This is a genomic window from Aeromonas sp. R4-3 (genome assembly GCF_040908275.1).
Classification (GTDB): domain Bacteria; phylum Pseudomonadota; class Gammaproteobacteria; order Enterobacterales; family Aeromonadaceae; genus Aeromonas; species Aeromonas rivipollensis.
The window spans coordinates 1-15,409 of sequence record NZ_JBFODK010000020.1 but is presented as its reverse complement, the minus strand read 5'-3'; the positions used below and the strand labels follow the sequence as shown (position 1 = coordinate 15,409).

General features: G+C 61.2%; 13 protein-coding genes and 4 tRNA genes. 13 read left to right on the top strand and 4 right to left on the bottom strand.

Annotated elements, in window-relative coordinates; translation table 11 throughout:
- Window positions 1-3 precede the first annotated feature (3 nt).
- On the bottom strand, window positions 4-948 hold the full coding sequence (locus AB5Y91_RS03720) for a D-2-hydroxyacid dehydrogenase (protein WP_106885052.1): 945 nt from the start codon (window positions 946-948) through the stop codon (window positions 4-6).
- 161 nt (window positions 949-1,109) lie between these two features.
- On the opposite strand from AB5Y91_RS03720, the gene AB5Y91_RS03715 reads away from it, so the two are divergent.
- On the top strand, window positions 1,110-1,691 hold the full coding sequence (locus AB5Y91_RS03715; protein WP_106885051.1) for a YjaG family protein: 582 nt from the start codon (window positions 1,110-1,112) through the stop codon (window positions 1,689-1,691).
- A gap of 65 nt (window positions 1,692-1,756) precedes the next feature.
- Here AB5Y91_RS03715 and AB5Y91_RS03710 read toward each other — a convergent pair whose 3' ends face one another.
- Window positions 1,757-2,236 carry a MarR family winged helix-turn-helix transcriptional regulator gene (locus AB5Y91_RS03710; protein WP_025325615.1) on the bottom strand — a complete coding sequence of 160 codons (480 nt, stop codon included), beginning with the start codon at window positions 2,234-2,236 and terminating at the stop codon, window positions 1,757-1,759.
- Between the two features lie 163 nt (window positions 2,237-2,399).
- Here AB5Y91_RS03710 and AB5Y91_RS03705 point away from each other — a divergent pair, with 163 nt between their 5' ends.
- Together AB5Y91_RS03705 and AB5Y91_RS03700 are read left to right on the top strand one after the other, a co-directional pair.
- Entirely contained in the window at window positions 2,400-2,927 is a 528-nt protein-coding gene (locus AB5Y91_RS03705) for a hypothetical protein (RefSeq protein WP_111913441.1), read from the top strand.
- A 9-nt stretch (window positions 2,928-2,936) separates the two neighbouring features.
- Window positions 2,937-4,535 carry a BCCT family transporter gene (locus AB5Y91_RS03700; RefSeq protein WP_106885050.1) on the top strand — a complete coding sequence of 533 codons (1,599 nt, stop codon included), beginning with the start codon at window positions 2,937-2,939 and terminating at the stop codon, window positions 4,533-4,535.
- A 79-nt stretch (window positions 4,536-4,614) separates the two neighbouring features.
- Here AB5Y91_RS03700 and mutS read toward each other — a convergent pair whose 3' ends face one another.
- Together mutS and AB5Y91_RS03690 are read right to left on the bottom strand one after the other, a co-directional pair.
- A complete protein-coding gene (gene mutS / locus AB5Y91_RS03695; protein WP_368169104.1) occupies window positions 4,615-7,185 on the bottom strand; it encodes a DNA mismatch repair protein MutS in 2,571 nt (856 codons plus the stop codon).
- A 270-nt stretch (window positions 7,186-7,455) separates the two neighbouring features.
- Window positions 7,456-7,863, bottom strand: coding sequence for a Spy/CpxP family protein refolding chaperone (locus AB5Y91_RS03690; RefSeq protein ID WP_239497146.1), 408 nt, complete (start codon window positions 7,861-7,863; stop codon window positions 7,456-7,458).
- 249 nt (window positions 7,864-8,112) lie between these two features.
- On the opposite strand from AB5Y91_RS03690, the gene pncC reads away from it, so the two are divergent.
- The 10 genes from pncC to AB5Y91_RS03640 all read left to right on the top strand — a co-directional run bounded on the left by pncC (window position 8,113) and on the right by AB5Y91_RS03640 (window position 15,406).
- Complete coding sequence (gene pncC / locus AB5Y91_RS03685; protein ID WP_368169185.1) at window positions 8,113-8,604, top strand: nicotinamide-nucleotide amidase; 492 nt, start codon at window positions 8,113-8,115, stop codon at window positions 8,602-8,604.
- Between the two features lie 80 nt (window positions 8,605-8,684).
- Window positions 8,685-9,746: a recombinase RecA gene (gene recA, locus AB5Y91_RS03680; protein WP_106885048.1), complete on the top strand. Its 1,062-nt coding sequence runs from the start codon at window positions 8,685-8,687 to the stop codon at window positions 9,744-9,746.
- Window positions 9,747-9,793: 47 nt separating this feature from the next.
- Entirely contained in the window at window positions 9,794-10,294 is a 501-nt protein-coding gene (locus AB5Y91_RS03675) for a regulatory protein RecX (RefSeq protein WP_163135674.1), read from the top strand.
- Between the two features lie 277 nt (window positions 10,295-10,571).
- Complete coding sequence (gene alaS, locus AB5Y91_RS03670; RefSeq protein ID WP_307765342.1) at window positions 10,572-13,196, top strand: alanine--tRNA ligase; 2,625 nt, start codon at window positions 10,572-10,574, stop codon at window positions 13,194-13,196.
- 16 nt (window positions 13,197-13,212) lie between these two features.
- On the top strand, window positions 13,213-14,460 hold the full coding sequence (locus tag AB5Y91_RS03665; RefSeq protein ID WP_139744991.1) for an aspartate kinase: 1,248 nt from the start codon (window positions 13,213-13,215) through the stop codon (window positions 14,458-14,460).
- 93 nt (window positions 14,461-14,553) lie between these two features.
- Entirely contained in the window at window positions 14,554-14,742 is a 189-nt protein-coding gene (gene csrA / locus AB5Y91_RS03660) for a carbon storage regulator CsrA (RefSeq protein ID WP_005315760.1), read from the top strand.
- 213 nt (window positions 14,743-14,955) lie between these two features.
- Window positions 14,956-15,048: transfer RNA gene (locus tag AB5Y91_RS03655), tRNA-Ser, on the top strand.
- Window positions 15,049-15,051: 3 nt separating this feature from the next.
- A tRNA-Arg gene (locus AB5Y91_RS03650) sits at window positions 15,052-15,128 on the top strand.
- A gap of 98 nt (window positions 15,129-15,226) precedes the next feature.
- A tRNA-Arg gene (locus AB5Y91_RS03645) sits at window positions 15,227-15,303 on the top strand.
- A 26-nt stretch (window positions 15,304-15,329) separates the two neighbouring features.
- Window positions 15,330-15,406, top strand: a tRNA-Arg gene (locus AB5Y91_RS03640).
- Window positions 15,407-15,409: the final 3 nt, after the last annotated feature.

Genomic DNA, 15,409 nt, shown 5'->3' with positions numbered 1-15,409 from the left:
GGCTCAGTAACCCTTGTCGAAGTCGATGCGGCCATCGAGTTGCTGGCCGTCGATGAAGCGGATGTAGTTGCGGATGAAGATCTGGGCCACATCTTCCGGGAAGCTGTAGGCGCTGTTGTGGGGGGTGATGATGAGATTGGGCTGATGCCAGAGCGGGCTGTCGGCGGGCAGGGGCTCCTGCTCGAACACATCCAGCACCGCAGTGCCCAGCTTGCCGCCGCGCAATGCCGCCAGCAGATCCCCTTCATGGACCGCATTGCCCCGGCCGACGTTGAAGAAGATGGCCCCCGGCTTGCAGTGGTTGAAGCGATCGGCGGTGAACAGATGGCGGGTCTCGCGGGTCGCCGGCAGTACGCTGACGATGACGTCGGCCTGGGCCAGCATCTTGTTCAGCGTCGGCAGCTGATACACCTGATCGAAGCCGGCGCGCTCATTGCCACTGTGGCTGATGCCGAGCACCCGCATGCCGAAGTGCTTGGCGGTGTGGGCTATGTGCTGGCCTATGCTGCCGGTGCCCAGGATCAGCATGGTGCGTCCCTTGAGCCCCTGATAGGGATGGCTCTGCCACAGTCGTTGTTGCTGCTGTTCGCGGTAGAGCGGCAACTGGCGCGACAGGTTGAGCAGGTGGCCGAACACATACTCGCTCATCAGCGGCCCGAAGATGCCGCGCACATTGGTGAGCAGGTAGTCGCGGCGGCAGCTGGCATCCAGCAGCACGTCGACCCCGGCGTAGGTGGACTGGAGCCAGCTCAGCCTGTCGGCCTTGGCCAGCAGGGGTCTGGCCCGTGCCGGTTCTGCCATCAGGATGTGGGCATCACCGATCATCTTCTCGGCATCGCTCTGGTTGTCGGCTCGCAGTATGTGCAAATGGGGAAGGCGGGCGGCCTTGAGCAGGCGCTCATAGTGGTTGTTGTCCTGGCTGAGCAGAAGCAGGGTACGTTGGCTCATACTCTTGTTCCTTATCATGTTTGCGGCACGGCGGAGGAGGGGTCTGTCCTCATCTTACCCCAGTTGATCGGGCAAGATAGTCGACCAGGGCGCTTTTTCGTTTTCGCCACGCCCCTCGTGGGCTACAATCTGCCCCACATTTTGCAAAGGATCCGACTCCAGTGTTTGGTGACAAGTTTTATAAGCGACTGGCCGAGCTGCAGCCTTGGCAGCAGACCGTCTACACCCTGGCGCTGGCAGAGCGCATGTACCCCAACTATGTGCTGTTTACCCAGGCAGCCGGTTTCGGGGATGCGAAGGCGTTTCGCCACGCGCTGGATCAGATGTGGAACTACCTCACCGTGAAGGGATCCCGCGTTAATCTGGGGGCCATCCTGGAGGCGTTCGAGGTCTATATTCCCGAGCCTGGCAAGTTTGAATCCTACGGGGCCTACCCGGCGCTGGATGCCTGTGTGGCGCTGGGCTGTGCCTACAACTCGGTGATCTGCCGGGTGGGGGAAGAAGCCATGGATGCCAGCCACGCTTCGGTCGGTACAGTGGCCGGTTTCATCGAGATGCTGGAAGAGCGGGATCTCAGTGACGAAGAGCTCTACGAGCACGAATACATCGAGGCAGAACTGGAGTTCCAGGTCGAACTGCTCAAGCAGGTCGCCCATGAGCGCGACAGCGATCGCATCCTGGCCATCCGCACCTTTGCGGCCCAGGGCGGCGTCTCCAACATAGGCATCAGCCTGGAAGAGTGATCTCCCCGCATGCTTCCCATAAAAAAAGCTCCCATTCGGGAGCTTTTTTTATGGCCGTCTTTTGTTCAGGCGCGCTCTTCGGTGAGCGGTCTGACGCTCAGCACGGGAGCCGCGTCTATGCCGTCGGCATTCATCATGGCCGAGATCCGTTGCAGGGAGGAGAGCAGCAGTCCCTGTTCCCAGTTCTCCAGGGCCTGGAAGCGCTGGATGAAGCTCTCCTGCAGCGGGGTGGGGGCCTGGGCGAGCAGGGCGCGACCCGCGTCAGTCAGTGTCGCATGCACCTTGCGCTTGTCGGTTTCGCTGCGGATGCGCTGCACCAGCTGGCGGCTCTCTAGCCTGTCCATGATGGTGGTCGCGGTAGCCTGGCTCATGTTGGTGTGATCGGCGAGCTGGCGCATGGAGATCTGGCCAAGCTCGTTGATCCCCTTGAGCAGCAGGAGCTGCGGCGACGTCAGCCCGGCCTCCTTGATCAGGCGTTTGGAGTGCATGTCGATGGCACGGATGATCTGGCGCAGAGCAATCAGCACTTCATCATGTTTTTCCATGGAGTCGGGGTCATCGCAGGGCAGTGGAGAGGCGCAAAATTCTCCGCCTAATCCCCAACAAGGTCAATATGGTTTTTGGTGTAATCATTTCTGCTCTAATGAATTTTATGTTAGGTTATTGGACAATTGCCGCATTTAAACCCGATATTTGAGGAGTGACATAATGAATGACGACCTGGATATCAAGTCCCTGGTTGCCGACCTTCGCGTGGTCAGGGTCCGCTATGAACTGCCAGATACCTCGGCTTTCGTGCGTTATCAGCCCGCCTATGACGAGGATCCCAACAACCTGCAGGTGCATCACTACGATGGTGAGCTGCCGCTCTCCTGCAGCGACACAGGTTCTTTCAGTCTAAAGGAGTTGGTGAACGAATTGCGCTACGCCTATGTGCTGGTGCACCTCTTCCCCGACGAGAGTGCCATGAACTTCTACCTGGCCGGTCTGGACAATGGCCTGGCCCAGCTCGAGTTCATCGGCGGCTCCTATGACTTCAACCGGCTCTGGATCACCAGCGGGATCTCCAGTCTGGGGGTGCCCATGGCCATCTTCCTCGGCAAGCGTCACGCCGTGAACGGCCAGCCTTCGGTCACCCTGGTGGATCACCGCGAGCGGGTGGCGGGTCGACTGGTCTATCGCGCCATCGGTGGTGCGGGGGATCACGTGGGTGAAGATTTTTTCAACAATGACTAAGGAGGCCCGATGAGAGCAACCAAAGGGCTATTGAAAGGCCTCAATCCCACCATGGCCATGACGGCCCTCACCGTCGTGACCCTGTTCCTGTTGTTTGGCGTGTTTGACCCGGATACCGCGGGAACCTGGTTCACCGGCGCCAAGGACACCATCATTGCAGGCTTCAAGTGGTACTACATTCTGGTGGTTGCCCTGTTCCTGTTCTTCGCCGTCTACCTGATGTTCAGCCGTTTTGGCAGCATTCGACTGGGCGACGACGACCAGGTACCGGAGTTCGGCTACTTCGCCTGGTTCTCCATGTTGTTCAGCGCCGGCATGGGCATAGGCCTGGTGTTCTGGAGCATAGCCGAGCCCATGTATCACCTGCAGGGCAACCCCTTCGTCACCGAAGGGATGACGCCGGAAGCGGCCCAGATCGCCATGCGCCTCACCTTCTTCCACTGGGGTCTGCACCCCTGGGCCATCTATGTGATCGTCGGCCTGTCGCTGGCCTTCTTCAGCTACCGTCGCAAGTTGCCGCTGGCCATTCGCTCCGTGCTCTACCCTATTCTCGGCGAGCGGATCTACGGCTTCTGGGGCCACGCCGCCGACGTGCTGGCGGTGTTCGGCACAGTGTTCGGGGTGGCCACTTCCCTGGGTCTTGGCGTCTCCCAGATGAACACCGGCCTCAACCAGATGTTCGGCATGGAAGTCTCCCAGCACAGCCAGCTCTGGCTCATCGGCGGCATCAGCCTGATCGCCACCCTGTCGGCCATCTCAGGCGTGGGGCGCGGGGTGAAGATCCTCTCCGAGCTCAACATCTGGCTCAGCGCCTTCATCCTCGCCCTCTTCCTGGTGCTGGGTCCAACCACCTATATCCTCAACGCCTATGTGCAGAACATCGGTGATTACCTGCAAAACATCGTCAAACTGAGCTTCTGGACCAACACAGAGGCCAACGGCACCTCGGCCTGGCAATCGAGCTGGACCGCCTTCTACTGGGGCTGGTGGATAGCCTGGGCCCCCTTCGTCGGCATGTTCATCGCCCGCATCTCCAAGGGGCGCACCATTCGCGAGTTCGTGCTTGGCGTGCTGCTGGTGCCCTCCCTGCTCGGCATGTTCTGGCTCACTGTGTTCGGCGGTACCGCCATGCATCTGGAGCTGTTCGGCGGTGGTGGCGTGGTGGCGGCAGTCAATCAGGACGTGACTCTGGCGCTCTACAAGACGGTGGAGCTGCTGCACTGGGAGACCTTTGGCTGGATTGCGAAAGGGGTGCTGACCTTGCTCATTTGCACCTACTTCATCACCTCCAGCGACTCGGGCACGCTGGTCATCACCACCCTGCTCTCCATCGGCGATCAGGATCCCCCCGTGCTGCACCGCGCCATCTGGGGACTGGGTCAGGGGTTGGTGGCGGCCATCTTGCTGGTTTCCGGCGGCCTGGCTGCCCTGCAAGCGGCCAGCATCATAGCCGCGCTGCCCTTCTCGCTGATCATGCTGGCCATGTGCTATTCGCTGATGCAGGGGCTCAAGCAGGAGAGTCAGCACCAGTTCGAATACCGGCAGAAGCTCAAACGCCATCCCGGCTCGGTCAATCTGAGCCTGCTGGATCGCATAGGTCCGGGTTGATGGCCCAGTGCCATTGAGGCAAAAAAGGGGAACCGCGAGGTTCCCCTTTTTTTTCATTGCCTGTGTTCCGGCGCAGCTGTCAGAGCATCTGCTTGAGGCGATAGAGCAGGTCCAGCGCCTGACGGGGGCTCAGCTCGTCCGGGCGCACCGCTTCCAGCTCTTCCACCACCGGATGGGGCTGCGGGGCAAGGCTCACCGGGGCCGGGCGGCTTTCACCGGCTGCGACCGGGGTGGCGCTTTCGAGCTCTGCCAGCTTGTGGCGGGCCTGATGGATCACCGATTTCGGCACCCCGGCCAGCGCCGCTACTTGCAGACCGTAGGAGCGGCTGGCCGCCCCCTCCTGCACCGCGTGCATGAAGGCGATGGTGTCGCCGTGCTCCACCGCATCCAGATGGACGTTGGCCAGCCCGCTCATCAGCTCCGGCAGACGGGTCAGCTCGAAGTAGTGGGTGGCGAACAGGGTGTAAGCGCCAATCTTGCTCGCCAGCTGTTCGGCACAGGCCCACGCCAGGGAGAGACCATCGTAGGTGCTGGTGCCGCGGCCAATCTCGTCCATCAGCACCAGACTGCGGGCGGTGGCGTTGTTGAGGATGTTGGCGGTCTCGGTCATCTCCACCATAAAGGTGGAGCGGCCGGAGGCGAGATCGTCAGACGCCCCGATGCGGGTGAAGATACGGTCGATGGGGCCGATGCGGGCGCTGTCGGCGGGCACGAAGGCGCCGATATGAGCCAGCAGCACGATCAGCGCGGTCTGGCGCATGTAGGTGGATTTACCGCCCATGTTGGGGCCTGTGATGATCAGCATCCGCCGCTCCCGCTCAAGCCGGATGGGGTTGGCGATAAAGGGATCGCTCATCACCTGCTCCACCACCGGATGGCGGCCCGCCTCGATCAGGATCTGATCCTCATCGATGAGCGTCGGACAACGATAGTCCAGCGTCTCGGCCCGCTCCGCCAGATTGGCCAGCACGTCCAGCTCCGCCAGCGCGGCGGCGGACTCCTGCAGGTCGCCAAGGTGGGGCAGCAGGGCATCGAGCAGCTCCTCGTAGAGGCGTTTTTCCAGCGCCAGCGCCTGAGCCTGGGCGGTGAGTACCTTGTCCTCGTACTTCTTCAGCTCGTCGATGATGTAGCGTTCGTTGTTCTTGAGGGTCTGGCGGCGGATGTAGTGGGCCGGCACCAGATGGCTGTTGGCGCGGCTCACCTCGATATAGAAGCCGTGCACCTTGTTGTAACCCACCTTGAGGGTGTTGATGCCGGTCAGCAGCTTCTCTCGCTCCTCGATGCGGGCGAGGCTGGCGGTAGCGCCGTTGGCCAGATCCCGCAGCTCGTCCAGCTCCTGATTGAAGCCGTCACGGATGACGCCGCCATCGCGGATCAGCACCGGCGGTACCTCCATCACTGCGCGCTCCAACAGGTCGAGCAGCTCGGGGAAGGTGCTGGCACGCTCGGCCAGCTGCTGCACCGCTTCGTGCTCGTTGCCGGCCAGCAGGCGTTGCAACTCGGGCAACTGGGCGAAGGCCTGACGCAGGCGGGTGAGATCGCGCGGGCGGGCCGAGCGCAGGGCGAGGCGCGCCAGCACCCGCTCCACATCGCCCACCTGACGCAGCAGGTTGCCCAGCTCGTTATAGAGGTTCTGCTCGATGAGCTCCTTGATGGTGCTCTGGCGACCCTTCAGGATCACCCGATCGCGGATCGGCTGGTGGATCCAGCGCTTGAGCAACCGGCTGCCCATGGGGGTGGCGGTGCGGTCCAGCACCTCGGCCAGGGTATTTTCATAGCCCCCCGCCAGGTTCTGGGTCAGCTCCAGATTGCGGCGGGTGGCGGCATCCATGATGACCGCATGATCGGGCTGCTCGAGGCGCACGCTGCGGATGTGAGGCAGGGCGGTGCGCTGGGTGTCTTTCACGTACTGCATCAGGCAGCCGGCGGCGCAGAGGGCTGTCTCGCTCTGCTCGACCCCAAAGCCCACCAGATCCTGGGTGCCGAACTGCTGGCAGAGCAGCTTGCGGGCTGTGCCGAGCTCAAACTCCCACTCCGGGCGGCGGCGCAGGCCGCGGCGACCCTCGACGTGGCGCAGGAACTCGAAGGATTCCGGGTAGAGCAGCTCCGCAGGATTGGTGCGTTGCAGCTCCGCCAGCAGGGTCTCTTCCTTGTCGAACTGGTTGATGAAGAAGCGGCCTGAGCCTATGTCCATGGTGCCGTAGCCGAAGCGGCGGCCATCGTGGTAGACGGCGGCGATCAGGTTGTCCTGTCGCTCGCTGAGCAGCGCCTCGTCGGAGACGGTGCCCGGGGTGATGATGCGAATGACCTTGCGCTCCACCGGCCCCTTGCTGGTGGCGGGGTCCCCCACTTGCTCGCAGATGGCGGCGGATTCACCGAGCTGCACCAGCTTGGCCAGATAGCCCTCGATGGCGTGATAGGGGACGCCCGCCATGGGAATGGGGCTGCCCGCGGACTGGCCGCGCTTGGTCAGGGAGATGTCGAGCAGTTGGGACGCCTTGCGGGCATCGTCATAGAACAGCTCGTAGAAGTCGCCCATCCGGTAGAACAGCAGGATCTCCGGGTTCTCGGCCTTGAGGCCAAGATACTGCTGCATCATGGGGGTGTGGGCGCTCAGGTTGGCGCTGGTGGCTTGGTGCTGTGCTGTCATGTTCTATTCCAGAAGGTGCTCTTGCGGGCAAGCGTCTGCCGTAATGGGTCTGAATCTGGTGGCCATTCTACATGCTCGGGCCGAGATGGTGAGGGGTTATCTCGCTTTGGGGAAGGCAGTCCTGAGGTTTCAGGGGCCGGGTGGCGTTGGCAGGCCGTCACCGGGATCAGAAGCGAAGAGGGGCGGGGGTGCGAGGCGTGGAGGGGGGGGAGGGGCAAGATCCCCGCCATCAGCGCGGGGATTTGGCGTCACAGAAACGGGAGCCGTCTCTCAATACATGGCTTCGTTGCCACTGAGCATCTCGTGCAGCTTGGTTTTCTGCTCCGGGGTCAGCACCTTGCTGACTTCGAACAGGTAATGGGCACGGTAGTAGCGGGCCTCGGCCTGCACGTTGCTGATGGTCTGCAACTGCTTCTTGGCGGCGGCTTCGTCCCACTTGCCAGTCTTGATCATGTTGATGATGACGTCCTGACCGATGGCGTCGAGCTTGACCGAACCGAGTTCCTTGGCCGCCTGCTCACGCAGGCTCTTGATCTGCTCAACCTGTGCGGTGGAGAGGTTCAGCTCTTGCGCCAGGGTGGTTTCGCTCTGCAGCTCGGGGGCGCTCTCGGCGGCAAAGGTGTTGGTGGCAAAACAGATCGCCAGGGCAGTCATGGCGACTTTAAATTGATGCTTCATCTGCTTTCTCCAGTATCCCAAAAGATAGAAACCGCATACAGGGCGGTGCCTGCTGATTATAGGAAGCCCCCATGTACTGGAGCTTAAGCGTTGGCGACTTGCCGCTGTGGCGCACTTGCGTCTAATGTCCGGCAGGGCCATGCCGGTCGGTCGCTGACGCAGCCGGCCCCGGGTCGGTTGCTCGCGATTCGGGGCGACTGCATAATGACCCCCATGTTTCCCCCGCAAGGGGCCAGAGAGGGCATGATGATGGGGCTTGAGGCAGAGATCGACCGTTTATCCCGGGAGCTCGGCGAGGCATTGCAGGCACGAGGCTGGTTCGCAGCCACGGCGGAGTCCTGTACCGGGGGCGGCGTTGCCACGGCCATCACGGATATTGCGGGCAGCTCAGGCTGGTTCGACCGCGGCTTTGTCACCTACACCAACGAGGCCAAGCAGCAGATGCTGGGGGTGAGCGTCGACAGCCTGCTGCGCCATGGCGCCGTCAGCGAGGCCGTGGTGCTGGAGATGGCTAGAGGGGGCCTGGCCCGTTCCGATGCGGGGATCTGCGTCGCCATCAGCGGCATTGCCGGGCCCGGTGGCGGCAGTGACGACAAGCCGGTCGGCACCGTCTGGTTCGCCTGGGCGGATCGCACGGGCCGTCATCAATCCCTGCTCGCCCGCTTCGATGGCGACCGCCATCAGGTGCGCCAGCAGGCGGTCAGGCAGGCCTTGTCCGGACTGCTGGCCCTGCTCAGATAAATTGGGCTTGATACTGTATGCATAAACAGTATACTTAGCCCAACTTCACTTCTACATCACGATTCCCAGCGGAGATTGGCATGGATCAGAACAAACAGAAGGCACTGGCGGCTGCGCTGGGCCAGATCGAAAAGCAGTTTGGCAAAGGCTCCATCATGCGTCTGGGCGACAGCAAGACCATGGATATCGAAGCCATCTCCACCGGCTCCCTCTCCCTGGACGTGGCGCTGGGCATCGGCGGTCTGCCGTGCGGTCGTATCGTCGAGATCTACGGCCCGGAATCGTCAGGTAAAACCACCCTCACCCTGCAGGTGATCGCGGAAGCCCAGAAGAAAGGCAAGACCTGTGCCTTCGTCGATGCGGAACACGCACTCGATCCTATCTATGCTGCCAAGCTGGGCGTCAACGTCGACGACCTGCTGATCTCCCAGCCGGATACCGGTGAACAGGCGCTGGAGATCTGCGACATGCTGGTGCGCTCCAACGCCGTTGACGTCATCATCGTCGACTCTGTGGCGGCCCTGACGCCGAAAGCGGAAATCGAAGGCGAGATGGGTGACTCTCACGTCGGCCTGCAGGCCCGCCTGATGTCCCAGGCCCTGCGCAAGCTGACCGCCAACATCAAGAACGCCAACTGCCTGTGTATCTTCATCAACCAGATCCGGATGAAGATCGGCGTCATGTTCGGTAGCCCCGAGACCACCACTGGTGGTAACGCGCTCAAGTTCTACGCCTCCGTCCGTCTGGATATCCGTCGCATCGGCGCCATCAAGGACGGCGACGAAGTGGTCGGTAACGAGACCCGCGTCAAGGTGGTCAAGAACAAGGTGGCCCCGCCCTTCAAGCAGGCCGAGTTCCAGATCTTCTACGGTGCCGGCATCTCCAAAGAGGGCGAGCTGGTTGATCTGGGCGTCAAGCACAAGCTGATCGACAAGGCCGGTGCCTGGTACAGCTACAACGGCGAGAAGATAGGTCAGGGCAAGGCCAACGTGATGAAGCTGTTCGCCGAGAACAAGGTGATGGCCGCCGAGGTGGAAGCCCGCCTGCGTGAGCTGCTGCTCTCCGGTGCCGTACCGGTCGAGAAGCCGGTGGCCGCGGTCGCCGAAGAGTTTGAAGACGAAAGCGAACAAGAGTTCGAATAAGGAATAAGGAATAAGGAAGGCCGGGTTAATACCCGGCCTTGTCATTTATGGTCGATGAATCCTCCCCCGAACCCGTTGAACTCTCCTTTGAAGAACTGTTTGCCGCCGCCCGCGCCTTTGCCATGCGCAGTCTGGCTCGCCGTGAGAGCGCCGAGTCCGAGCTGGCCAAGCGGCTACGGCTGCAGGGCTTCAATGAAGAGGTGATCGAGGCGGTTGTCGAGTATTGCCGCGGCTACAACTGGGTCAATGACGATCGTTACGGCGCCATGGCGGTGCGGGCCGGTGCGACCAAGGGGCATGGTCCCATCAAGATCCGCTTCGATCTGCGCCGCAAGGGGCTGGACGATATGCAGATAGACGCCGCATTCGACCAGCCGGAGCTGGATTGGTTCGAGCTGGCGTTCGCCCTGCTGGAGCGGCGTGCCAGAGTCGCCGATCTGGGGGATTTCAAGCTGCGGATGAAATGGCTCAAGTACCTGCTTGGGCGGGGCTTTACCCAGGATCAGGCGCGTTACGCCATCTCGGCACTGCAGCAAGGGGAGGAATAAAGGGCCGGTGCTGGCCATGGAGCCGTGGCGTGTTCCTGCGACGCGTGCAGATAAGGGAGGGCCTTTTCCCTGTTTTATCCTGTTTCAGATGGCCGCGGCGCCATGATCCGCCACCCAGCCGACTCCCCTTTCGGCTTGCTCCTGTACGGCGTCCTGCCGCTGCCCCGTCCATTGGGGGCTTTTTCACCCGTGACGGGCCCGCGCGTTTTACTTTACCCCGCAGAAAACTTACATTATTGCGATTAAAAGTCCGTATCCGAATCAAGCAGGATTTTCCATGTATATGTCCACGTCAGAGTTACGCGCAGCGTTTCTCGAGTATTTCCGCTCCCAGGGGCACCAGGTTGTCTCCTCCAGCTCGCTGGTGCCGCACAACGATCCGACCTTGCTGTTCACCAACGCAGGGATGAACCAGTTCAAGGACGTGTTCCTTGGCGCAGAGAAGCGTGCCTACAACCGCGCGACCACGGCCCAGCGCTGTGTACGGGCCGGCGGCAAGCACAATGACCTGGAAAACGTCGGCTATACCGCTCGTCACCACACCTTCTTCGAGATGCTGGGCAACTTCAGCTTCGGTGACTACTTCAAGCAGGACGCCATCCGTTTTGCCTGGGAATTCCTGACCGGTACCCTCAAGCTGCCCAAAGAGCGCCTGCTGGTGACCGTCTATGAAACGGACGACGAAGCTTTCAACATCTGGGCAAACGAGATCGGCGTGCCGGTCGAGCGCATAGTGCGCATCGGCGACAACAAGGGTGCCGCCTTTGCCTCAGATAACTTCTGGCAGATGGGTGATACCGGTCCCTGCGGCCCCTGCACCGAGATCTTCTACGACCACGGCGATCACCTCTGGGGTGGCCCTCCCGGCTCACCGGAGGAAGACGGCGACCGTTTCATCGAGATCTGGAACGTGGTCTTCATGCAGTTCAACCGTCAGGCTGACGGCACCATGGAGCCGCTGCCCCGTCCGTCCGTGGACACCGGCATGGGCCTGGAGCGTATCTCCGCCATCATGCAGGGCGTGCACTCCAACTACGAGATCGACATCTTCCAGGCGCTGATCAAGAAGGCCGCCGAGATCGTCGGCACCGAGGATCTGAGCAACCAGTCCCTGCGCGTCATCGCCGACCATATCCGCTCCTGCGCCTTCCTGGTGGCTGACGGCGTCATGCCCTCCAACGAAGGCCGTGGCTATGTGCTGCGTCGCATCATCCGCCGCGCCGTGCGCCACGGTCGCAAGCTGGGTGCCACCGAGATCTTCTTCTACAAGCTGGCCGCCGAGCTGGCGGTGCAGATGAAGGACGTGGCTGCCGAACTCATCGCCCAGCTGCCGCTGGTCGAGCGCGTGCTGCGCATCGAGGAAGAGCAGTTCGTCCGTACCCTGGACAGGGGCCTGCTGCTGCTCGAAGAGGTGCTGGCAAACCTGGGCGATGCCAAGGTCATCCCGGGCGAGGTGGTGTTCAAGCTGTATGACACCTACGGCTTCCCGGCGGACTTGACCGCCGACGTGGTCCGCGAGCGCGAGATCGGTATCGACGAGGAAGGCTTCAAGGCCGAGATGGAGAAGCAGCGCGCCCGTGCGAAGGAGGCCTCCAGCTTCGGCGTGAACTACAACGAGGTGTTGAAACTCGATTTCGAGACCCCATTTACCGGTTACAAGCAGCTGAGCCAAACGACTCAGGTGGTCGGCATCTACAAGGATGCTGTCGAAGTGAGTGGGCTGATCGCCGGTGAAGAAGCGGTGATCGTGCTGGCCGAGACCCCCTTCTACGCCGAATCCGGTGGCCAGGTGGGCGACAGCGGCATTCTGAAAGTGGATGACGGCATCTTCGCCGTGACCGACACCCAGTATGCGGGCAATGCCATCATTCACAAGGGCTATATGGAGCTGGGTACCCTGGAGAAGGGCGCCGAGGTGGAAGCCGTGGTCGACGGGGAGCGCCGTCAGGCCGTGGCTCTGAACCACTCTGTCACTCACCTGCTGCACGCGGCCCTGCGCCAGGCGCTGGGTGATCACGTGACCCAGAAGGGCTCCCTGGTCGGGGCGGAGCGCATGCGCTTCGACTTCTCCCACTTCGAAGGCCTGACCATGGCGACCATTCGCCGAGTCGAGGAGCTGGTCAACGCCCAGATCCGTGCCAACCACGATGTCGTCACCCAGGTGATGGATCTGGAAGCGGCCAAATCCGCTGGCGCCATGGCGCTGTTTGGCGAGAAGTACGAAGACGACGTGCGTGTCGTGCGCATGGGTGATTACTCCACCGAGCTGTGTGGCGGTACTCACGCCAAGCGTACCGGTGACATCGGCTTCTTCAAGATCATCGCCGAGAGCGGTGTTGCCGCCGGGGTGCGCCGCATCGAAGCTGTGACCGGCAAGGGCGCCATCGATTTCATGCACCAGCTGGCAGAGCAGTTTGAAGAAGCTGCGGCCCTGGTGAAAGGGGACCAGTTCTCCATCGGCAGCAAGGTGCGCCAGCTGTTGGACAAGTCCCGGATGATGGAGCGCGAGCTGGAGCAGCTCAAGGCCAAGCTGGCCGCTCAGGCTGGCAGCGACCTGCTGAGCCAGGTCATCGAGATCAAGGGCCAGAAGGTGCTGATCGCGGCGCTGGACGGGGCCGATCCCAAGTCCCTTCGCGGCATGCTGGACGAGCTGAAGAACCGGATGAAGTCCGGTGTCGTACTGCTGGCAACCAGCAGCGAGGACAAGGTCAACCTGATCGCCGGCGTGACCAGCGATCTGACCGCCAAGGTGAAGGCCGGCGAGCTGGTCAACCTGGTGGCCCAGCAGGTGGGTGGCAAGGGCGGTGGTCGTCCTGACATGGCCCAGGCGGGTGGTACCCAACCTGATGCGGTGCCGGCGGCCCTGCAATCCGTTCACTCCTGGCTGGAAGAGCGCCTGTAAACGGGCGAGGTGATCTGTGGCACTCTATGTACAGAAGTACGGCGGCACCTCGGTCGGCACGCTGGAGCGGATCGAGGCGGTAGCTGATCGTGTTCAGCTGAGCCGCGCCCAGGGGCATGATGTGGTGGTGGTCGTGTCCGCCATGTCGGGCGAAACAAACCGGTTGCTGGGCATGGCCCAGCAGCTGGATCCGGATGCCAACCGGCGCGAGATGGATGTGCTGGTCTCGACCGGTGAACAGGTCACCATAGCGCTGCTGGCCATCGCGTTGAACAAACGGGGTTGTCCTGCGGTCTCAATGACCGGTGATCAGGTTCGTATCCACACCGATTCCGCCCATGGCAAGGCGCGTATCACCCAGATCGACACCGGGCAGGTTCAGGCCGAGCTGGGTGCGGGCAAGGTGGTGGTGATCGCCGGCTTCCAGGGCCGTGATGAACACAACGCCATCACCACCCTGGGGCGAGGTGGTTCGGACACCACGGCGGTTGCCGTGGCGGCGGCCATCAAGGCCGATGAATGCCAGATCTTTACCGATGTGGATGGGGTCTATACCACGGATCCGCGCATCGAGCCCAAGGCACGCCGCCTCTCCACCATCACCTTCGAGGAGATGCTGGAAATGGCGAGTCTGGGGGCCAAGGTGCTGCAGATCCGTTCGGTGGAATTCGCGGGCAAGTACCGCGTACCGCTGCGGGTGCTGTCGAGTTTTGTCGACGGAGAGGGAACCTTAATCACATATGGAGGTGAGAGAATGGAAGCACCCCTGGTATCCGGCATTGCGTTCAATCGCAACGAGGCCAGCCTGACCATTCTGGGTGTGCCGGACAGGCCGACGGTGGCCGCGCAGATCCTGAATCCGATCAGCGACGCCAACATAGATGTCGACATGATAGTGCAGAACACCATGGGGGATGGCACCGCCGACTTCACCTTCACGGTGAATCGCGATGACTATCGCCGGGCTCGCGCCTTGCTGGAGGAGACCGCCACCCTGTTGGGGGCAGCCTGCGTGCAGGGCAACGGGGAGATCGCCAAGGTCTCCATCGTCGGGGTCGGCATGTGGAATCATCCCGGGGTCGCGCGCACCATGTTCAAGGTATTGGGCGAGGAGGGGATCAACATGCAGTTGATCTCCACTTCTGAAATCAAGATATCCGTGGTGATTGACGAGAAGTACCTGGAGCTGGCCGTGCGTTCGTTGCACTCAGCGTTCGGGCTGGATAATGAGCCTCATGAGCAGCCCTTGGGGAACAATCCCTGATTGATTTAGTTTCAACCATTTACCATATCGGTATCTTTGTAAGATAATGGCGCATATCGATATAAATACAAAACAGGATACAGGAGCAAGCGAATGCTTATTTTGACTCGTCGTGTAGGGGAAACCCTGATGATCGGTGACGAAGTGACTGTCACCGTGCTGGGCGTTAAGGGTAACCAGGTTCGTATCGGTGTGAACGCACCCAAAGAGGTCTCCGTACACCGCGAAGAGATCTACATGCGGATACAGGCCGAGAAAGTACCGGGCCAACCGAATTTCTAAGCCATCCCATTGGCAGCTTCAAGGCGACATCTCAGGTGTCGCCTTTTGTTTTTCCGGGCCCTGCAAATCGTCTTGCAGGGCCCGAAAGCAGGGGGTAAGTGTCGATATTGCTTGAATATTCCACGCTTTGACCAAATGCTGAGCGAACACGCTGTTTTCTCCAAAAAAGTGTTTGACTAAAAATCCCTGTGAAGTATTATCAGCCCCGCAAACGGAGAGGTGGCCGAGAGGCTGAAGGCGCTCCCCTGCTAAGGGAGTATGCGGCTTATACCCGCATCGGGGGTTCGAATCCCCCCTTCTCCGCCATTTGCGCCCGTAGCTCAGCTGGATAGAGTACCTGGCTACGAACCAGGTGGTCAGAGGTTCGAATCCTCTCGGGCGCACCATATTCGACTCATGATGAGTCATGTATCGGCCGTCAGCAGGTTGATACGCTAGAAAAGGCTTACTGTTGAGTAAGCTTTTTTTATCGCTTTAAATCAGGGCGCCCGTAGCTCAGCTGGATAGAGTACCTGGCTACGAACCAGGTGGTCAGAGGTTCGAATCCTCTCGGGCGCACCATTTAAAGTGAAATCAACGATTTATGAGCGCCCGTAGCTCAGCTGGATAGAGTACCTGGCTACGAACCAGGTGGTCAGAGGTTCGAATCCTCTCGGGCGCACCATTT

Bases quoted from the DNA above. Each gene is read 5' to 3' on its own strand.
- AB5Y91_RS03700 (WP_106885050.1), top strand. From the start codon at position 2,937: ATGAGAGCAACCAAAGGGCTATTGAAAGGCCTCAATCCCACCATGGCC.
- mutS (WP_368169104.1), bottom strand. From the start codon at position 7,185: ATGACAGCACAGCACCAAGCCACCAGCGCCAACCTGAGCGCCCACACC.
- csrA (WP_005315760.1), top strand. From the start codon at position 14,554: ATGCTTATTTTGACTCGTCGTGTAGGGGAAACCCTGATGATCGGTGAC.
- pncC (WP_368169185.1), top strand. From the start codon at position 8,113: ATGGGGCTTGAGGCAGAGATCGACCGTTTATCCCGGGAGCTCGGCGAG.
- AB5Y91_RS03705 (WP_111913441.1), top strand. From the start codon at position 2,400: ATGAATGACGACCTGGATATCAAGTCCCTGGTTGCCGACCTTCGCGTG.
- alaS (WP_307765342.1), top strand. From the start codon at position 10,572: ATGTATATGTCCACGTCAGAGTTACGCGCAGCGTTTCTCGAGTATTTC.
- recA (WP_106885048.1), top strand. From the start codon at position 8,685: ATGGATCAGAACAAACAGAAGGCACTGGCGGCTGCGCTGGGCCAGATC.
- AB5Y91_RS03710 (WP_025325615.1), bottom strand. From the start codon at position 2,236: ATGGAAAAACATGATGAAGTGCTGATTGCTCTGCGCCAGATCATCCGT.
- AB5Y91_RS03690 (WP_239497146.1), bottom strand. From the start codon at position 7,863: ATGAAGCATCAATTTAAAGTCGCCATGACTGCCCTGGCGATCTGTTTT.
- AB5Y91_RS03720 (WP_106885052.1), bottom strand. From the start codon at position 948: ATGAGCCAACGTACCCTGCTTCTGCTCAGCCAGGACAACAACCACTAT.
- AB5Y91_RS03675 (WP_163135674.1), top strand. From the start codon at position 9,794: ATGGTCGATGAATCCTCCCCCGAACCCGTTGAACTCTCCTTTGAAGAA.